Origin of the sequence: Nocardia cyriacigeorgica NBRC 100375, from assembly GCF_000308555.1 — a bacterium.
Lineage (GTDB): Bacteria > Actinomycetota > Actinomycetes > Mycobacteriales > Mycobacteriaceae > Nocardia > Nocardia cyriacigeorgica.
In genome coordinates, this window is record NZ_BAFY01000220.1 from 1 (window position 1) to 19,808 (window position 19,808).

16 protein-coding genes are annotated in these 19,808 nt (G+C 66.2%); all 16 read right to left on the minus strand.

Annotated features, from left to right (window positions below):
- On the minus strand, window positions 1-1,899 hold a 1,899-nt coding region (locus RJ05_RS22685; protein WP_506330604.1), incomplete at its 3' end, for an RNA polymerDNA-directed RNA polymerase subunit B.
- A gap of 484 nt (window positions 1,900-2,383) precedes the next feature.
- Complete coding sequence (locus RJ05_RS22690; RefSeq protein ID WP_036540466.1) at window positions 2,384-3,166, minus strand: hypothetical protein; 783 nt, start codon at window positions 3,164-3,166, stop codon at window positions 2,384-2,386.
- A 205-nt stretch (window positions 3,167-3,371) separates the two neighbouring features.
- The gene (locus RJ05_RS22695) at window positions 3,372-4,193 is read right to left on the minus strand and encodes a hypothetical protein (RefSeq protein ID WP_051016820.1); all 822 of its coding nucleotides are present in this window, start codon (window positions 4,191-4,193) and stop codon (window positions 3,372-3,374) included.
- Between the two features lie 22 nt (window positions 4,194-4,215).
- The gene (locus RJ05_RS22700; RefSeq protein ID WP_036540467.1) at window positions 4,216-5,457 is read right to left on the minus strand and encodes an MCE family protein; all 1,242 of its coding nucleotides are present in this window, start codon (window positions 5,455-5,457) and stop codon (window positions 4,216-4,218) included.
- Entirely contained in the window at window positions 5,454-6,683 is a 1,230-nt protein-coding gene (locus RJ05_RS22705) for an MCE family protein (protein ID WP_036540468.1), read from the minus strand. The genes RJ05_RS22700 and RJ05_RS22705 overlap by 4 nt, the downstream gene beginning before the upstream one ends.
- Entirely contained in the window at window positions 6,680-7,909 is a 1,230-nt protein-coding gene (locus RJ05_RS22710) for an MCE family protein (protein WP_036540469.1), read from the minus strand. Before RJ05_RS22710 ends, RJ05_RS22705 begins: the two co-directional genes overlap by 4 nt.
- A complete protein-coding gene (locus RJ05_RS22715) occupies window positions 7,909-8,919 on the minus strand; it encodes an MCE family protein (RefSeq protein ID WP_036540471.1) in 1,011 nt (336 codons plus the stop codon). Before RJ05_RS22715 ends, RJ05_RS22710 begins: the two co-directional genes overlap by 1 nt.
- Window positions 8,919-9,998 carry an MCE family protein gene (locus RJ05_RS22720; RefSeq protein WP_174343963.1) on the minus strand — a complete coding sequence of 360 codons (1,080 nt, stop codon included), beginning with the start codon at window positions 9,996-9,998 and terminating at the stop codon, window positions 8,919-8,921. The genes RJ05_RS22715 and RJ05_RS22720 overlap by 1 nt, the downstream gene beginning before the upstream one ends.
- Window positions 9,995-11,347 (minus strand): MCE family protein, encoded by a 1,353-nt coding sequence (locus RJ05_RS22725; protein ID WP_036540473.1) that lies wholly within the window; start codon window positions 11,345-11,347, stop codon window positions 9,995-9,997. The genes RJ05_RS22720 and RJ05_RS22725 overlap by 4 nt, the downstream gene beginning before the upstream one ends.
- On the minus strand, window positions 11,344-12,108 hold the full coding sequence (locus RJ05_RS22730) for an ABC transporter permease (protein WP_373365079.1): 765 nt from the start codon (window positions 12,106-12,108) through the stop codon (window positions 11,344-11,346). The genes RJ05_RS22725 and RJ05_RS22730 overlap by 4 nt, the downstream gene beginning before the upstream one ends.
- A gap of 106 nt (window positions 12,109-12,214) precedes the next feature.
- Window positions 12,215-13,009 (minus strand): MlaE family ABC transporter permease, encoded by a 795-nt coding sequence (locus RJ05_RS22735; RefSeq protein ID WP_036540477.1) that lies wholly within the window; start codon window positions 13,007-13,009, stop codon window positions 12,215-12,217.
- A 137-nt stretch (window positions 13,010-13,146) separates the two neighbouring features.
- Window positions 13,147-14,220 carry an ABC transporter ATP-binding protein gene (locus RJ05_RS22740; RefSeq protein ID WP_036540510.1) on the minus strand — a complete coding sequence of 358 codons (1,074 nt, stop codon included), beginning with the start codon at window positions 14,218-14,220 and terminating at the stop codon, window positions 13,147-13,149.
- Window positions 14,221-14,463: 243 nt separating this feature from the next.
- Window positions 14,464-14,850 (minus strand): 50S ribosomal protein L7/L12, encoded by a 387-nt coding sequence (rplL, locus tag RJ05_RS22745; protein ID WP_014353097.1) that lies wholly within the window; start codon window positions 14,848-14,850, stop codon window positions 14,464-14,466.
- Window positions 14,851-14,989: 139 nt separating this feature from the next.
- Window positions 14,990-15,517, minus strand: a complete 528-nt coding sequence (gene rplJ, locus RJ05_RS22750; protein ID WP_014353098.1) for a 50S ribosomal protein L10 — start codon at window positions 15,515-15,517, stop codon at window positions 14,990-14,992.
- A gap of 481 nt (window positions 15,518-15,998) precedes the next feature.
- Window positions 15,999-16,544: a coiled-coil domain-containing protein gene (locus RJ05_RS22755; RefSeq protein WP_138445624.1), complete on the minus strand. Its 546-nt coding sequence runs from the start codon at window positions 16,542-16,544 to the stop codon at window positions 15,999-16,001.
- 207 nt (window positions 16,545-16,751) lie between these two features.
- Window positions 16,752-19,523 (minus strand): DEAD/DEAH box helicase, encoded by a 2,772-nt coding sequence (locus RJ05_RS22760; protein WP_036540479.1) that lies wholly within the window; start codon window positions 19,521-19,523, stop codon window positions 16,752-16,754.
- Window positions 19,524-19,808 lie beyond the last annotated feature (285 nt).

Sequence of the window (19,808 nt, forward strand, 5' to 3'; positions counted from 1 at the left end):
CTCGTTCACCACCACGTCGCCGGCGTCGACCGCGGCGCGCAGCTCCATGCCGGTACCCACGACGGGGGCCTCGGAACGGATCAGCGGCACGGCCTGGCGCTGCATGTTCGCACCCATGAGGGCACGGTTGGCGTCGTCGTGCTCGAGGAACGGAATCATGGCGGTCGCCACCGACACCATCTGGCGCGGCGAGACGTCCATGTAGGTGACCTCGGTCGGGGAGACGTACTCCATCTCCTCGTTGCCCTTGCGGGCGAGGACCCGGTCGTCGAGGAAGTTGCCGTCGGCGTCGATCGGCGAGTTCGCCTGGGCGCGGACCTCGCGGTCCTCCTCGTCGGCGGTGAGGTACTTGACCTCGTCGGTGACCCGGCCGTCGACGACCTTGCGGTACGGCGTCTCGATGAAACCGAACGGGTTGACCCGCGCGTACACCGACAGCGAACCGATCAGGCCGATGTTCGGGCCTTCCGGGGTCTCGATCGGGCACATCCGGCCGTAGTGCGAGGGGTGCACGTCACGGACTTCCAGGCCGGCCCGCTCACGGGACAGACCACCGGGGCCGAGCGCGTTCAGGCGGCGCTTGTGGGTCAGACCCGACAGCGGGTTGTTCTGGTCCATGAACTGCGACAGCTGGGAGGTTCCGAAGAACTCCTTGATCGCGGCGACGACCGGGCGGATGTTGATCAGGGTCTGCGGCGTGATGGCCTCGACGTCCTGGGTGGTCATCCGCTCGCGGACCACGCGCTCCATCCGGGACAGGCCGACCCGGATCTGGTTCTGGATCAGCTCACCGACGGTGCGGATGCGGCGGTTGCCGAAGTGGTCGATGTCGTCGACCTCGACCGGGACCTCGGCGCCGCCGGGGGCGGTCATCGCGCGGTCGCCGGCGTGCAGGCGCACCAGGTACTCGATGATGTTGACGATGTCTTCCTTCGTCAGCACCGAGCTGGTGACCGGCTCGCCCAGGTGGACGCCCAGCTTCTTGTTGATCTTGTAGCGACCCACGCGCGCCAGGTCGTAGCGCTTCTCCTTGAAGAACAGGTTCTCCAGCAGGGTCTGCGCGGACTCCTTGGTCGGCGGCTCGCCCGGACGCAGCTTGCGGTAGATGTCCAGCAGCGCCTCGTCCTGACCGGCGGTGTTGTCCTTCTCGAGGGTGGACATCATGATCTCGGAGAAGCCGAAGCGCTCGACGATCTCCTCGGTGGTCAGACCCAGCGCCTTGAGCAGCACGGTGACCGGCTGACGACGCTTGCGGTCGATACGGACACCGACGGTGTCGCGCTTGTCGACGTCGAACTCCAGCCACGCGCCACGGCTCGGGATGACCCGCACGCTGTGCAGATCCTTCTCGGTGCTCTTGTCGACGGTGTGGTCGAAGTAGACACCGGGCGAGCGCACCAGCTGCGAGACGACGACGCGCTCGGTGCCGTTGATGATGAAGGTGCCCTTGTCGGTCATCATCGGGAAATCACCCATGAAGACCGTCTGGCTCTTGATCTCACCGGTGTTGTTGTTGATGAACTCCGCGGTGACGAACAGCGGAGCCGCGTAGGTCATGTCCTTGTCTTTGCACTCGTCGATGGAGGCCTTGACCTCTTCGAAGCGCGGATCGGAGAAGGACAGAGACATCGACCCGGAGAAATCCTCGATGGGCGAGAGCTCCTCGAGCACCTCCTCGAGCCCACCGACCAGGCCGACGTCGCCGCGGGCGGCTGCCCGCTCACGCCATTCGGGCGACCCGATCAGCCAGGCGAAAGATTCCGTTTGTAGATCGAGAAGCCCGGGCACCGCAAGCGGCTCCCTGAGCTTCGCGAAAGACACCCGCAACGGGGCCCCGGGGATGGACCCCGTAACTCCCAGCTTCGAATTGGCGCTTGTCTGGGTGGAGACTGCCAAGATGCGTCCTTCCAGCACCTCACGCGCGTCGCGTGGTGGTCCGCGACCGTCGCTTGTCTGCTACGAATTCCGCTGGTTACAACCCGAACGAAACTCGAACAGGCACCAACGGAAGTAACACCGGAAGGTGGAACTTACGTGTGCAAATCGAGGTATGGACAGGAGGCAGCCAGCGCAACGTCCAAACTTACACCTACTGACACGGAGGTGTCAAAGTACCAGCCGTGCGAATTTTCGCGAGGCTGACGCGCCGTGTCCGGCCCACCCTGCTCAGGCCCGGGTCCGATTCCGCTGGCTGCGTCGAGAACCACGGTGAGCCGAGTGTCGACTGTGACGGATTACCGCCACGGTGACAGCTGCCGCTGCTGTGAATAGCGTGACGGGTCCGGCGGGACTCGTCAAGTGGCAGCACCGGGCGGACAGTCGGCGAGATCGACTGCCGCGCTGCGCTTATCCCGGCTGTCCGGCGGCCCTGATCAGGTGCTCGTCAGCGGTCGACGATGTCCTCGGCCAGCCATCGGCCGTCCACCTTGCGCATCTGCAGCACCACCGGCCCGGCCACGCTCTGCTGGGCGATGCCGTCCTTCTCGGCGCTCACCACGAGGTTGACCAGAACCTCGGCGCGGTCGCCCGTCAGCTTGGTCACACCGACCGGCTCGACATGCGCTTCGGTGCTGGTCCCGGCTTGTTTGATGGCCGAGATGGTGGTGGCGGCGTAGCTGTCGAGCTCCGCGCGCATCTTGCCGGTGAGCACCTGGGACACCGCCGCCTGATAGCCGTCGATGTCCTTCAGCTGATAGCCGTAGACGGTGCGCAGCGCGTGCTCGGCGGCGGCGCGCACCTCCTCGGTCGCGGCGTTGTCGACGAAGGCGGCGTTGTCGTCCGGGACGCCGGGCCGCAGCGCGGCGATGACAGCGAACGCGGCCAGCGCGAGCGCGGCGACACCGCAGGCCAGCGGGAGGGTCCACGACCGGGCGCGCTCGGCCTTCGGTCGACGGCGCGGCAGGAATCGGCGCCGGTCCCGTCCGCTGGACACCGGGCGCGACATCCGGGCGGCGCGGGTGACCTTGGCGCGGGGCGCGCGGGTGGCATTCGCGCCGGTCATCGCGGCGGGCCCACGATTGTCCGTACGGCGGGCACCGGCGCGGGCGCCGGCGGCGACGATCCCGCGGGTTCCGGTCGACGGCGTGCCGGTGCGGCGGACCGAGCGCGAAGTACGTTCGACCGGGCGGCGCGAGGAGATCTTGTTGACGGGTCGGCGTTCAGCCATCGCTGTTCCTCCTGGCACCGGTCGGCGGCTGGGGTCGTGGAGCGGACGGTAGCGAGCCGGGCCTGGACGCGACGGCCACGCCGGCCGAGGGCGTCGAGGTGCGGACCGGGTCGATGGCCGCGCCTGGGGGCGGGACCATCGTGGGGCCGCCGGGGCGCGGGCGCGATCCCCGTGCCGTGGCCGCCGAGACATCCAGGGCGGGGCGTCACGGGTGCTCACCTGCCGGGGGCACGTTGCCCGGCGCATCCTGGGCAGGGGCACCGCGGGGGTCGTTCGGCGCGGGTGTGCCGCCGGGCTCACCGGAGGCGGGGCCGGGAGCGGGCGCCGGGTTGTCGGGCGAGGTGCCCTGCCCCGGCGCCGCCGGATCGGCGGGGTTGGTCCCGGCGTCGTCCAGCGGCACCGGCTGCCCTAGCGACGACACCTGTTCGGCCTTCCAGATGTCGCCGTCCTTGGCCATATCGAGACTCCAGGTATATCGATATCCGGCCGGCTGCTCCCCCGGCTTCGCCTCGGTGACCCGAAGCACCACCAGGGCAGAAGCGCGATCCAGCTCCGAGTTCAACGAGGTCAGCGCGGCGCCGAGCACACTCGACGCCATCCGCACGCCCGCCTGCTTCGCCATTGCCTCGGCCTGCTGCTGATGTTCGGTGGCCGAGGCCAGGATCGGCCCCGTCATCGACGAGCGCGCGATCGCCAGCGATCCGGACACGTCATCGATGTTCATCGAGGTCATATTGATCGCCGCTTGCTGAGCAGCGTCCAGCGCCGCATCCCGCGCCGCCGCGCGCGGCCCATCGGTGAAGAAGCCCGCCCGCACCCACCCCGCCCCGAACCAGGCTGCCGCGGCCAACGCGACGACCAGCGCCGCCACCGCTGCCACGGTCACCAATCGAAGCGGACCGGACGGCTCGGCGCGGAAGTCCGGCGATGCGCGGTCGGCGGGTTCGGCCGATGTGTTGCCTGCGGTCTCCGCATCGTCGCGGGACGGCTCCCGGGTGTCCTCGGGGTCGGGCGGGTCGAGATTCAAGGGGCACCTCGTGTCGTTCGGATCAGCGTTTCGGGGTCACTCCCAGCAGCGTGGAGATCTGGACGGCGATGGGGGTGAGGTTGAGCTTGTCGGGGTCGACCTTGGGGTTGTCGTCCCAGGGCTGGGTGATGAGCGGGTCGGCGAGCTCGGCGCGGGCGCCGCCGCGGACGGCGGTCGGGTTGCCGAAGGGCACCGCGCAGTGGGCCTCGGTATTGAAGGGGAACTCGTCGCGGGTGTCGTCGAAGTCCGGGTTCTGTGCCTTCATCTGGTCGAGGATGGCCTTGGTGCCCTCGTAGCCGACGGTGCAGGCGGGCGGGTTGTTGGTCTCGAGGACGAGGCCGAAATGGCTGGTGCCGTCGCCGGGCGCGGTGGCCGAGGCGCCGATGGACAGTTGCGGCAGCATTTGCAGCAGCGGTTTGAGGGCATAGAACTTCGGGGAGATGGCCAGCAGCAGCACCCGCAGATTCGCCAGGTCGGTGGTGAGCGCGGCGCCGCTCTCCGCCAGCAGCGCGCCGATCTGCTGTCCGGCGTCGGTGCCGGTGCCGATCAGCCTGCGCACCGCCGGATCGCTGGTTCGCAACTGGGCGGCGAGCTGGTCGAGGCCCGCGCTGAATTCGCGGATCGACTCCGATTGCGCGGCCTGAGTGCCGAGCGCGACGCGGCCGTCGCGGATGAGTTGCACCGTCTGCGGCAGCGCCGCGCGGAAGCTCTCGGTGAAGGTGTTCAGGGATTCGAGCAGCCCGCGCAGATCACCGCCCTTGCCGTCGAGTGCGCGGCCGAGTTCGGTGACGGTGATACTCAGCGCGTTCAGGTCGACGGTGCTCGCGAGGGTGTCGACGCTGCCGATCAGCTCCTCCACCGGCACCGGTGTGGTCACCGAGTCGATGATCGATCCGTCCCGCAGATACGGTTCGCCCACCGTGTCCGGTTGCAGATCCACATACTGCTCGCCGATCGCCGACCGGTTGGCCACCACCGCCCGCGCCGATGCCGGTATCTTCGGCGAGCTCGCATCGATCACCAGCTTGATCAGCACACCGTCGTCGGTGAGGTCGACGCCACCGACCCGGCCCACCGGGACCCCGCGATAGGTGACCTCGGCGCCGGTGTAGGCGCCGCCGGTGTGCTCGGTGCGCAGCAGCACCTCGTACTGGCCGAAGCCGAGCATGTGGTCGAGCCGGATATAGCGGGCGCCGACGTAGACCACGCCGAGTACCGCGATGATCGCGAAGGCGACCAGCTGCCACCGAACCATGCGGGTCATCGCGGTCCACCTCCGAACGGTTCCAGTAGCGGCCCGAGCTGCGGCGGCAACCCCGGCACGCCCGGCTGCCCCGGCACCGGGACGACGGCCATGGCCGGCGGCAGCGGGAACAACGACACCGTGGGCCAGCCGGGACGCGGCCCGTTGCCGCCGTAATACGGATTGGCCGGATCGACGTTGACCGGCGGCCCGACGGGCGGGATGTACACCGGGTCCGGTTTGCCGACGCCGAGGTTGCTCAAGGTGACGCCGATCTGCTGATCCACCGACAGCCAGGTGTTGACCTGTCCGCCGAAGGTGCCCTCGAGCGTCGAATCCGGGAACGGATAGGTCGGCACCAGCGGCAGCGCGGTCACCAGATCCGGTGCGGCGCGCCCGAGTTCTTGCAGCGCGGGCCGCAAGGCGCGCAGATCGCGGATGAGATCGTCTTTGGCCGTATCGATGACGTCGAACCCGGCCCGCCCCACCCGGTCCAGCTGGGCCAGCAGCGCGATCAGCTGGGGCCGCTGTTGTTCCAGGATCCGAATGCCTTCGGGCAGTTCGTCGAGAATCCGGTCGAGTTGCCGGGTCTGCGCCGCGACCCGGTTGCTCAGCGTCTCCAGTCCGTCGAGTGCCCTGGTGATGTCGTCGACCTGATCCTCGAGCCCCCCGATCAGGGTGTTCGCCTGTTCCAGGACCGCCCGCACCCGGTCCTCGCGCCCGCCGAGCGCTTTGTTCAGCTCGCTGACGATCGGCTGCAATTGCGCCACCCCACCGCCGTTGAGCAGCAGTGACAGCGCGCCGAGTACCTGCTCCACCTCGGTGGCATGCCTGGTGTTGGTCAACGGGATCACCGCGCCGTCGGTGAGTCTCGGCCCCGAAGCATCGCCCTCGGGGGCGGACAGTTCGATGAACTTCTCCCCCAGCAGATTCGATTGCCGTACCTCGGCCAGCGCGTTCACCGGCAGGTCGACCGAGGAGTTCACCACCGCCGAGACATTCGCGGTCCAGCCGTCCTCGGCGAGGCTGATCTCCTCCACCCGCCCGACCGGCACGCCTTCGACCTTCACCGCCGACTGCGGCACCAGATCGAGCACATCGTCGAAGCGGATATCGATGTGCATGGGGTCGGATCCGACGTCCGCGCCGCCGGGCAGCGGAATGCTGTAGATGCCGTCCGACGAGCACGAAGCCATCAGCAGCCCGGTCAGCACCGCGGCCGCCACGGTCGCCATCCGCCGCATCATTTCGGGCCTCCCTGCGAGGGCGGCAACCGGTTCGACGGCGTGCCGGGCACGGTCCCGGGGACGGGGGCGCGCTGCTGGTTCTCGGCGCTGAGAATGCCGAACGGCAGGATCAGCGTCGGCGTCTGCACGGCGGCGGTGATCTGGTCGGTGATGTGCTTGCAGCGTTCGAGCAGCGGGCGCATCTGCTTGCCGAGCGCCTCGAACTTCGGGTCGCTGGGCATGAGCTTGCTCATATCGAGCATCCGGCACATCGCGCCGAAGGGGTCTTGCAGATCGGTGAAGTTGGCCCGCATATCCAGCGTGCCGGATTCACCGTTGTGGATATTGATGAGGTTGCTCAAGGCCACCGGCAACACCGGCAGGGCCTCGGCCAGTGCGTCGCGCCGGTCGGCGAGGGTCTGGGTGAGGGTGATGAGCGAATCGGCATTGCCCTGGATCAGTTGCCGGTTGGCGTCGATGAACCGGGCGACGTCACCGAGGGCGATGGAAAGCAATTCCAAGGCGTTGCCGAGGTTCTGCCGTTCACCGGCCAGGAACGACGACAGGTCGGCGAGCTGGACGTTGAATTGGCGTACCTGCTGGTCGTTGCGGGCCAGCATGGTGATGAACGCTTGCAGATTCTTCACCGTGTCGAATATGTCGCCGCGCGAATCCGACAGCGTGCGCGCGGCCGCCGACAGTTCGGTGATGCCGTCGGCAATCGCGGCGCCGTTGCCCGCCAGGTTCTGCGCCGTCGTCTGGACCAGCTGGTTCAGTGCGCCGTCGGCATTGGCGCCGTCCGGGCCGAGCGCTTCGGACAGTTCGGTGATGCTGCGGTAGAGCCGATCGACCTCGACCGGGGTGGCCGTGCGCTCACGCGGAATCGTCGCGGTGCGGTCCATTGTCGGGCCACCGCGATAGACGGGCGTGAGCTGGATGAAGCGATCCGAGACGATCGAGGGAGTGATCTGGGCGGCCCTGGCATCGGCGGGAATGTCGTAGGAACGGTCGACGCTCATCACGATCTTCACCTGATCGCCGAGCGGTTGCACCGAATCCACCGAGCCGACCGGCAGCCCGAGGATCCGCACATCCGAGCCCTCGTAGATGCCCACCGACCGATCGAAATAGGCGGTGATCGTGGTGGTGTTGAGCCGGTCGAACACCCACCACAGCGCGCCGGCCAGCACCAGCGCGATGACCGCGACCAACGCGATCGCGATCTTGCCGCCACGCCGCAACGCCATCAGTTGCCTCCCAGCGTGCGCACCGGCGGCCGGTAGCCGGGGATCTCCGGCAGGCCGGGCGGGGTGATGTTGACGATCACCGCGTCGAACCAGCGCCCGGTGCCGAGCACATTCGCATACAGCCCGTAGAACGGGGCCGCCAGCTCCAGGGTCTTGGTGATGTTGGCCTGATTGGCATTGAGCAGGTCGATCGCGGCCTGCAGATTGGTCAGCGCGGGCCCGATCTGTTTCTCGTTGTCGGCCACCAGCGCACTCAGTTCGGTGGAGACGGTCTGCGCGCCTGCCAGCAATTGCGAGATGGCCTGCTGACGGATATTCAGTTCGGCGAACAGTTGCCCGCCCGAGGTCAGCAGCCGCTCGAATTCGGCATTGCGGTCGGCCAGGACCTGGGTGGTCTTCTTGGTCGCGGCGAATAGCTTGCGGAGTTCGTCATCGCGTTTGGCGACTGTGTTCGACAGCCGCGTCACTCCGTCGATCGCGCTGCGGATATGCGGCGGCGTGGTGGCGAAGGCGTCGGAGAGCACGCGCATAGAGGTGGCCAGTTGGGTGGTGTCGATCTCGTCGAGGGTGCGGGCGGCGTCGCTGAAGGCGTCGATGACGTCGTACGGGGACACGGTGCGCGACAACGGAATCCGATCGCTGGGATCGGCGACCCGCGAGCCCTGCGGGTCCAGCGCCAGGTACTTCTGCCCGAGCAGGGTCTTGATCTGGATGGACGCCGTGGTCTCGTCGCCGATCCAGGTGTCCCTGGTGCGGAAATCCACCACCACCCGGTCGCCGTCGAGCCGCACCCCGGACACCGACCCCACCTTCACCCCGGCCACGCGCACCTCGTCGCCGCGGTCGAGCCCGGCCGCCTCGGAGAATTCGGCCGAATAGGAGATGCCGGCCCCGATGATGGGCAATCGGTCGAGGAAGAACGCCGACATCGTCACCAGCAGCACCATCACCAGCCCGAGCACGCCGATGAAGGCGGGGCTGCGTTTGCCGAGCAGAACGCGGTCGTCCATCAGCGGCCCCCTTCCCCATGACAGCGCGGTGCGGCGTTGGTGTAGAGCGGCTGGTTGATCGTCGGCAGGCCCGCGGGCAGGTTCAGCTGCGGCGCGTCGGGAGCGCCCGGACCCGCGACGATATCGATGCCGCACAGATAGAACTGGAACCAGGAGCCGTAACTGCCGACGCGGCCGAGCTTTTCCATCTTGATCGGCAGCGTGGCCAGCGTTCGGTCCACTTCGTCGCGGCGCTCGTTGATCACCCCGGTGAGCTGATTGATGCCGGCGATGGTGCCCTGCAGCGACGGCCTGGTCGGCACCAGCAGCTCGGAGGTGGCGGTGGCGACGTCGCCGAGGGAGGTGACCGCGCGGCCGATAGTGTCGCGCTGCGCCGCGAGTCCGTCCACCAGCGCCGCGGTATTGACCACGAGCTGATCGAACTGGTCCTCGCGGGCATTGATGGTGTCGAGCACCTCGGTCAGATCACGCACCAGCTCCCCGATCACCGCGTCCTTGTCGGCGATCTTGTTGGTGAGAACCGCGGTGCTGGCGACCAGATCCGCGACGGTGCCCTGCTCGCCCTGGAAGACCTGGATGATCTCGTAGGACAGCTTATTGACGTCCTCGGGCTGCAAGGTGCGAAACAGCGGCCGGAACCCGTCGAACAGGGTGGTCAGGTTCAGCGCGGGCCGGGTGCGCTCCAGCGGAATCGTCGCGCCCTCGTTGATCTTGCGGCCCTGTTCGCCGGGACCACGCTCCAACTCGATATAGCGCTGTCCGACCAGATTGCGGAAACGGATGGTGGCCATGACCGAGGCGGGCAGCCACTCCCGGTCGGTGAGTTCGAATTTCACCTCGGCCACCCGGCGGTCCACGATCGAGATCCCGGTCACCTTGCCGACGCGGACACCGGCGATACGGATCTCATCACCGGGATTGAGCGAGGTGACGTCGGTGAAGCGGGCCTTGAACATGGTCCCGCCACCGGTGTAGTTGGCGATGGACAGCCCCAGCATCACCGTCGCGAACAGCGTCACCACCACGAAGAGCACGAGTTTGGTGAGCGGCCCGCCAAGACCACGCAGCTGCGCCTTCATCGCACACTCACCTCGCTCCCGCGAAAGGCCGGTGCGGCGATCCTGGTCACCCACCCAGGCACCTGCTCCGGCGAACTACCCTGCGCGGCACCGTAGATCGCGCCGAGCGCATGCTGCTCCCCCGGCGAACCCGCGATGGTCGGCGTGTTGCCCGCGGGAAACACCCCGAACTGGGGTGGTTGCATGGCGCCGATCCGCTGATCGCCGGGATTGCGGCTCGGCGGCTGATAGGAGCCGTCGTTATTGGGTCCGCCCGGATACTGTCCCGGATCCACACCCAGCGGGAACTCGGGGAAGCAGGCCGGGCCGCGGGTGTCGAGCCAGCGCGGTTCATCCTGATTGGGCAGGTAGCGACCGCGGGTGTTGACCAGCTCGATCGTCACCCGGGAGCCGGGCCGGTCGGTGCCCATGCCCATGATCTCGTCGATGCGCGGGCGCATCTTGGCGAAGTTGGCCAGCGCACAGGCATAGGTCGGCGAATAGGTGGCCAGCAGTTCCAGCGCCGGACGGGCGTCGGCGGCCACATCGATGACGTTGTCGTGGTTGGCGATCAGGAAATCGGCGGTCGCGGCGGAGGTGGGCGTCAGGGTGGCCAGCAGGACGTCGATATCGGTGCGTCGCTGCACGATGGTCGCGTTGGTGGTGCGCAGTTTGTCCAGCGCGTCGATCAGCTGCGGTGCCGCGTCGGCGTACGTGATGGCGGTTTCGGCCAGGCTGCGCAGCCCCTCGCGCAGTTCGGGCAGCACCGCGTTGACGTCGGTGAGGATGACGTCGAGCCGGTCCAGCGTCGCGCCGAGCTCATCGCCCTGCCCGGCCAGCGCCTGCGAGAGCGCGCCGAGGGTGGCCGCCAGATCCTGCGGCGGGATCGCCTGCAACAGCGGCAGCAGATCGTCGAGCAGTTTGCTCACCTCGATGGCATTGCCACTGGCGTCCTGATGCAGCGTCACCCCGGACGTCAGATGTTGTGGGCTCGGATCCGGCGGAATCAGCAGATCGACATAGCGTTCGCCGAACAACGTCTTGGGCAGCAGCCGCGCGGTCGAGTTCACCGGAATCTGCTCCGCGCGCTCGGGATCGATCGCGAGTTCGAGGGTCACCTGACCGCCCTCGGCCCGGCTGGAACGAACCTCGCCGACGGTGACGCCGCGCGCCTTCACATCGGCGTTCTTGGTCAGCGCATTGCCGACGCTGTCGGTGATCAGCCGGACCTCGACCGAGTTCACGAAGGTCTTGTTGTAGATGGCCACCGTCGTCCACAGGAACAGCCCGACCACCACGAAGAAGGCGATGCCGAGCAGCCGGTTGCGCACCTTGGCCGTCGACCGCCACCACTGCACCCGGCTGCTCATCCGGCCACCCGCACTGTCGTCGTGGTGCCCCAGATCGCCAGGCTCAGAAAGAAATCGAGCACATTGACCAGCACGATCGCCGCCCGCACCGCCCGGCCCACCGCCACCCCGACCCCGGCAGGTCCTCCGGTGGCATGGAAACCGTAATAGCAGTGCACCATGATGATCACGAAGGCGAACACCAGCACCTTGAGGAACGAATACAGCACGTCCTCCGGTGGCAGGAACAGCCCGAAATAGTGGTCATAGGACCCGCTGGATTGGCCGTTGAACCAGATACTGATCATCCGCGAGGCCAGGAAGGTGCCGAGCAGGCCGACGATATAGAGCGGGATGACGGCGAGGAATCCCGCGATCACCCTGGTCGTCACCAGAAACGGCACACCGGGCACCGCCATCACTTCCAGCGCGTCGATCTCCTCGGAAATGCGCATGGCGCCCAATTGCGCGGTGAAGCCGCAGCCCACCGTCGCCGACAAGGCCAGCGCCGCCACCAGCGGAGCGATTTCCCTCGTGTTGATATAGGCGGTGAGAAAACCGGTGAGCACCGAACTGCCGAGCGAATCGAGCGCCTTGAAACCCTGGAGCCCGACCACCACGCCGACCGAACCCGACATGAACACGATGACGCCGATGGTTCCGCCGATCACCGCGAGCGCACCGCTGCCGAAGGTCACCTCGGCCAGCAGCCGCATCACCTCCTTGCGGTAGTGCACCGCGGTGCGCGGAATCCAGGCGATCGCCCTGGAGTAGAACGACATCTGCTCGCCGGCGCGATCGATGACGTTCAGCGGCGCGCGTGCGATATCCCCGGCCCGGCGGGCCGTTTTCGCGAAGGCCGGATTCCGGTAGCGGACAGCCACCGTCTCAGGAGCCCTTTGCGGGAACAATCTGCAAATAGATCAAGGTCAGGACCAGGTTCACGAAGAAAAGCACCAGGAACGTGATCACCACTGATTGGTTCACCGCGTCGCCGACTCCTTTCGGACCCCCGCTCGGATGCAGCCCCTTGTACGCGGCGATCACGCCCGCGATCAGCCCGAAAACGGCCGCTTTGATCTCACCGATCCACAAATCGGGCAGCTGGGCCAGCGCCGAGAACGACGCGAGATAGGCGCCCGGCGTGCCGCCCTGCAACAAGACATTGAAGAAATAGCCCCCGGCGATGCCGACCACCGACACCAGGCCGTTGAGCAGCAGCGCCACCAGCATCATGCCGAGCACGCGCGGTACGACCAGCTTCTGCACCGGATCGACGCCGAGCACCTCCAGCGCGTCGATCTCCTCGCGGATGGTGCGTGAGCCCAGATCGGCGGCCACCGCGGAACCGGCCGCGCCCGCGATGATCAGCGCCGTCACCACCGGCGCCGCCTGCTGGACGGTCGCGAGCACGCTGGTCGCGCCGGTGAACGATTCGGCGCCGAGCTGTTTGATCAGCGACCCGGTCTGCAATGCCACGACCGCGCCGAACGGAATCGCCACCAGGGCGCTGGGCAGGATCGACACACTGGCGATGAACCAGGATTGCTCGATGAATTCCCGCCATTGGAACGGCCGGCGAAACACCTTGCGCGCGACATCGAGAAACAGCGCGAAGATCTTTCCGGCCTGAGCGAACCCGGACTCGACCGGAGTCCGTAAACGCGCGAGCGTTGGGTTCACGGTGGCCGATGTTACCTGCGTTACACCTTGCGACAGGCCCGCATAACTGCCGTGTCGCGGGGTTTATCGGCAGCCGGGCCCGAAAAAGCCGAATACCGCGCCGGTGCTCCGGCGCGGTATCCGAGGGGGTGTGGTCTTTACCTGTTCGGCATCTGCTGGTGCGGCACGGTGGCGTCGTACGGACCGCCCTGCGACAGCTGGGCGGTGTCGTAGGACATCACCTGGGTGTCGTCGTTTTCGTCCAGCGACTGCTGGATGGCGACCTGCGCGGCATGCGGCAGGGTGTGCATGATCTCGCGCACCCGCTGCTTGCGGCGATGCACAGCCTGACGCACCGGCATACCGGGCTGAGCCTTCATCTGCGGGATGATGCCCTCGATCTCCTCGGCGCCGCCGTGGTGGTGACCGGCGTCGACCATGGCCTGCTCGCGGGCCATCTGCGCCTCGTCCTTTTCCTCCGACATGCCGATCGGGCCGATCATGCGGCCGTTGAGGAACTGCTTGACCACCGGCTCGTCCGAGGTGAGCAGCACTTCGCGGGGGCCGAACATCACCAGCTGGCGGCGGAACAGCATGCCGATGTTGTCGGGCACGGTGCGGGCCAGGTTGATGTTGTGGGTCACGATCAGGATCGTGGCGTCGATCTGGGCGTTGATGTCGATGAGCAGCTGGCTCAGGTAGGTGGTGCGGACCGGGTCGAGACCGGAGTCCGGCTCGTCGACCAGGATGATCTGCGGGTCGAGCACCAGCGCGCGGGCCAGGCCGGCACGTTTGCGCATACCGCCGGAGATTTCGCCGGGGAGCTTGAACTCCGCGCCGAGGAGACCGACCATCTCCATCTTCTCCATGACGATCTTCTTGATCTCCGACTCCGACTTCTTCGTGTGCTCACGCAACGGGAAGGCGACGTTGTCGAACAGATGCATGGAGCCGAACAGCGCGCCGTCCTGGAACAGGACGCCGAACAGTTTGCGGATCTCGTAGAGCTCCTTGTTGGAGCAGGTGGTGATATCGGTGCCGTCGATGTAGATCGAACCGCGCTCGGGGCGCAGCAGACCGATCAGCGACTTCAGGAAGACCGACTTACCGGTACCGGAGGGGCCGAGCAGCGCGCTGACCTCCCCGGCGGGCAGGGTGATCGAAACGTCCTGCCAAATCCGCTGGGAACCAAAGGACTTGGTAATGCCTTCGGTCCTGACCTCGACGCCCACGCCAACCTCCACATTTCTCAGCGAGCCGACCCACCGGCGAACCGCGCGCTCGACCTCGCGGTGTGTCACGTCACAGTGGGTTCGGTCACTCTATCGCATGGGCATGTCGTCGCACACCCCAACCTGACCGAAGAGTAACCACCGAACGGACCCGTTATTCGGGCGACCCCGACATGTGGCCGGAAAACACGAACGGGCGGCCCCTCGAAAAGGGACCGCCCGTTACGGCGTTTCGCTCGGAAATTACTTGACCGAGACCGAGGCGCCGGCCGCTTCCAGCTTCTCCTTGGCGGCGTCGGCAGCGTCCTTGGCGACCTTCTCCAGGATCGGCTTCGGGGCACCCTCGACGAGGTCCTTGGCTTCCTTCAGGCCCAGGCCGGAGACGATCTCGCGGACCACCTTGATGACCTGGATCTTCTTGTCGCCGGCACCCTCGAGGATGACGTCGAACTCGTCCTGCTCGGACTCGGCCTCGGCGGCACCACCGGCAGCGGCGCCACCGACGGCGGCGACGGCGACCGGAGCGGCCGCGGTGACCTCGAACTTCTCCTCGAACTTCTTGACGAAGTCCGACAGCTCGAGCAGGGTCATGTTGCCGAAGGTCTCGAGCAGTTCGTCAACGTTGGCCATTGTTGTTTCCTTTCGGTAGATGATGTCTGGGTCGGACGAGGATCGCGCCCTGTTTGATTTGCGGCGTTCACGGGGCCTGCGTGGTTACGCTCCGCTTCCGCCTCCGGCCCCTGAGCTCACGCCGCGGGGTTGGTGGCGCTTATTCGGCGCCTTCGGCCCGCTTCTTGTCCTCGAGCGCGGCGGCCAGGCGGGCCACCTGCGACGCGGGAGCGTTGAACAGGCCTGCGGCCTTGGCCAGGTTGCCCTTCAGCGCACCGGCCAGCTTGGCCAGCAGCACCTCGCGGGTTTCCAGGTCGGCGATCTTCTCGACCTCGGACACGGACAGCGCGTTGCCGTCCATGTAGCCGCCCTTGATGACCAGCGCCTTGTGGTCCTTGGCGAAGGTCTTGAGCGCCTTCGCCGCGTTGACCGGCTCGCCCTGGATGAAGGCGATAGCGGTCGGTCCGACGAACAAGTCGTCCAGGCCCTCGACACCGGCCTCGGCGGCAGCCCGCTTGACCAGGGTGTTCTTGGCGACGGAGTACGTGGCGTCGGCACCGAGCGCGCGGCGCAGTTCGGTGAGGGCACCAACGGACAGGCCACGGTATTCCGTGACGACGGTGGCCGTCGAGCTCTTGAACTGCTCAGCGATCTCCGCGACCGCGGTGACCTTCTCGGGTTTTGCCATACTTCGCCTCCTCTCTGATGTCGGTTCGGACCCGAACTACCGACCTGAGGTGGCGATACAACAAACGCCCCGGACGCAGAGCGTTCCGGGGCGCAATAGGACATACGATACGAGCCGGGGCCCGTGTCGAGTACCTGCCTCGGCTCTCCCTGCGTGGGCCGCCGGCTGCTGCCGGACCTTCGACCGAACCCATGCGGGAACGGCGACCAACGGTCTTCGGTAGAACGGATTGGGTAGCGATCGAACACGTCGATAACTTCGCTTCAGAGTACCGGTAGGTCTCCCATCTGGCAAAACGGGGTTCAGGCATCCCGTTCCCTGAACTGGGCTGGGCCTCGAGTGCGACCACCCGCAGGGCCGAATCCCCACCGGTCCCGGCCGGGCCACGGTGTCGACTGAACGCTGCTCAGACCAGAGCCGGCGCCGCTCAGCGGCCGGTTCACGGAAGACGCCGGCTGCTCCTGCGTTCGTCCGACCTGCGCTAACCGTTCCGGGCATCGTTCAACTGCTGCATCAACACCTTGCTGCCAGTCCTGACGTCGGGGTGGAGGATCTTCGATAAGGCACGATAAGCATTGTCCCGGCGGTCTCGGCCGACCGCGCGGAACAACTGTTCTGCCCAACTACCGGACACCGGCGCACGGCCTGCCTCCTCGGTCAGCCGTTGTCTCAGTTGCTGGTTCTCCTGCTGCAACTGGTCCAGGTCCTCCTGCAGTCGCATGACCTCGGCCTGCATGCTCTTGGCTGCGAGATCGAGTGCTTCACACTTCTGCCTCCAGCCCGCTACATCAGCGAAATCGGCATGCACCGCTGTGTTCGGCCCGTCCGTCCCGGCGCCGCGTTGTCTACCCGCCATGGCGACTTTCGCGCCGCCCTCTTCGAACTTCGAGCAGAGGAACGCGATATCGGCGGATACGCGCCACTCACGTTTTTTGGGATCCCATTTGCGGTACCGAGCATTCGATTTGAGTACCTCGAGAAGGTCGCCGTCATACTCGCTGAAGGCGACCAGCCAGTCCGCTCCCACTGGAGTGACGGTAACCGTCACCATGTGTATCCCTCCCGTGCATATCGTCGGCCTCCCCGACGGAAAGCTCCGAAATATCACACGCTTTGATCATGGGCAACCAGACCGCGCGGCTCCGGGTCCGAACCAGCAGCACGGAAGGCCTCTCCAATACCGGAGTGTCACCTGTGCGCACCACGTCCGACCGAACCCGATAGTCGCCTCCATTCAGCAGTGCCGGTCCAGGAAGTGACAGACCCGGCCGGCTTCGTTGCTCCCGGTGGTCGACAGGCGCAGCAGCGGGAAGCCGTAGTGATGGCAGATCTCGTCCTTTACTGCGTCGCGGGCGAGCTGTACCGGGTCGGCCTCATGCGTGCGGAAGCCATCCACTTCGATGGCCACCAAGGTGGCATTGGTGATTCGATTGAACAGAACGAAGTCGAATGATGCTCTGTTGCGGATGAATTCGCGCTGCCGCGGATCGAGCCCGGTTAGATCTCGGCGGAAGACATTCGCCAGCAGTACCTGCCGCTCCATGCCCAGGTGCTGGTACTGCGGCGCGCCAAGGATCTCCTCGAGCAACGCAAGAGCGATATCTTCGGAGGGCACAGCCGTGCGGCCCCATGTGATCCGGGGATTCCTGCGCCGGCGCTCGTTGTAGTCGCTGTACAGCAGGTCGAAGATCGACACCACGTCGCTGTCGATGACTGCGTGGTTCGGATCCCGGTGCCGTATATAGCCGATCAGATCGCGGATGTGCCGGCTTTTCGGTAGCTCGGACGGATGCGTGACCAGGATGAACGAGCGCATTGCCCGGGAAACCGCCACATTGATCAACCGTGGATCATCGGCGAACTTCACGACCTCGTCACCGGCCCGGCTGTCGAGCACCGTGGACATGACGATCGCGTCCTTTTCCCGGCCCTGGTACTTGTGGACGGTGTCGGACTCGATGTCCTCGATCAGCGCGTCGGCGGCTTTGTCGGCCTGACGGCGAAAGGGAGTGGTTACCCCGATCCTATGAGGCGGGATATCCGCGGCTATCCATGGAAGAGCTTCGTGCAGAATGACATCGATCTCGCGCTGGTTGCTCCGGCCATTCGACGTGGGATCGTTGTAGCGCTGTCGCATGTGATTACCGGGGCTGGTGCGCACCACTGCCATGGGAGTGGTGCCCGGCGCCGGTTTCGTATAAGGAATCAGCTCGCCGGAGTAGAACTTGCGGTTGCAGAACTCGATGATGTCCGGATCGCACCGGTAGTGTTCGCGCAGCATTGTGCGGGGCACCTCGCCGCCGTACCGGTCGACGATCGCCCCGAGGATGCTGTGGGTGTATTCGAAGACCGGATCTGGTGCGGGCGGAACGCCTGCCAGGTTCTTATCGATCGGCGCCAGCTGATTCAGATCACCGACAACGATGAGGTTCCTCGCTCGGGCCAGCGCCGGCGCGACGGTCACCAGATCCACCTGTGAGGCTTCGTCGATGATCAGGTAGTCCAGCAGCGCCGAGGGTCCAATGCTGTTCGGCAACGAATGGCAGGTGCTCAGGATCAGTGGATAGTCCTGGCTGAACTGCCTGAAGTTGTGCCGATACCGGAACGTATAAACGGTCCGGGTGAGCGCCCTATATCGGGTGCGTAATGCCGCAGCGAGCAGCTCCTGGGACAGCTTCGTATGCTCGCTGCGCAGCCTGTCGAAATTCCGGCCGTCGAGGGATCTGGTCAGCCGGTCGACCCGGCGCTCGAGTTCGGCGATCTTCTTGTCGTAGTACAGGCGTTGAATCTCCAGGACGATATCGACGTCATCGGCATCGACCTTGCGCAGCGCCCAGTACTTGAAGTATCGGTTCATGGTGGCGACCAGCCGTGCCCAGCCGCGGTCGCGGATCCAGGCGGGATCGGTGTCGGCGATGAAATCGAGCAGCTTGTTCGCACTGTAGCGGCGCAAGAGCGGCAGCTTATCGGCGTCCGGCACCTCGTGACGGTCGAGGAACGACTGAAAGTGGCTTTGTTCCAATCGATACGCGTGCAGCTGGTTTCGCAGCTCGGCGCAGTCCCGCTCATGTTCGAGGAGCTCGGTCAGGCGCCCGGTCATGGTGCGCAGGGTGTCCGCTGCCTCCTCGGCGGGTTCCGTGCCATTGTGCAGCAGGGTGTCGACGGCCTCGTTGCGTACACCTTGGCGATCGAAGAACTCCTGCCGTTTGACGGTATTGCCCAGGTTTGCCGCTACCATCCCGAAGCGTTCTCTGGTCAGCTTCTCGAACACGTTGTCGACGGCGGAGTTGGTGAACGACACCACTCCTACGGTTGCCTCCGGCCGACAGATCACCGAGGCGATGATGTTCAGGATCGTCTGCGTCTTCCCGGTGCCCGGTGGACCATCGATCACCGAGAGCGGATATTGCAGTGCCCGGGTCACCGCCTGGCTCTGGCTGATATTGGTGCGGAACGGGTACACCGCCAGGGGGATCTCGTCGTCCGGCCGGCGCTCGATGGGGCCTCGTTCGAGAATCCGAGCGAGTGCGCTGTCCGGATGAACGAAGCTCAGCCCCTGATGGTTTCGCAGGAGGGTGCCGGAGTCGCCGGTCAACCGCCCTGCAACATCGCGCCAGTAGGCCAGAACATTCTTGGCGCTGGCGGCACCGGCAGCATTCCGCACTACCTTGGCCCGGGCTGCGCCGCAGGCGGTCCATGCGCCCGCACGGTCCAGCACATGCCACCACGATCCGGTATGCGGCGGGCCGGTGAAAAGGTACGCCTCGCGCGCGTCGGTGGGAGAGCCGTCGATGAGAAGCACTTCGTGTGGTCGCATCGAAATCTGTTGGGGCCGGCGCAGAACAATTACCCGGTCCCATCCGAAGGGGTACTTCTTGGCCCCGCCGAACCGCACGAAAGCCCGTTCGGGCTGAGGATCGAATTCGACGATATCCAGGGTCTTGTCCTCGTGGCCCTGGTTGTCCTTGTTCCGGATGACAACCGCGATAGCCCGCGGATCGAGCATCTACCCCCCTGGTCTGTACAGACGGCGCGCGCCGCTCGGATCATGGCCGGTCCGTCGGAGCCAGGCCGAGATACAGCGCCGAACCCGATGAAAGTTATTGTGTGGAAGTATTATTCGCGACTCCGCCCCGACCCTGCAAGGTGATCCGGCAGCTATCCGATTGGTACACCGGCCGAGTTCCAGCCGCACCGCCCGGCCGGTTGTCTGGGCCGCGAATACGCCAGTGGGAGGTTCCCGCGGGCCCTCCGGGCGTGATGTTCGGATTGATCGAGCGTGCTCGGCGGC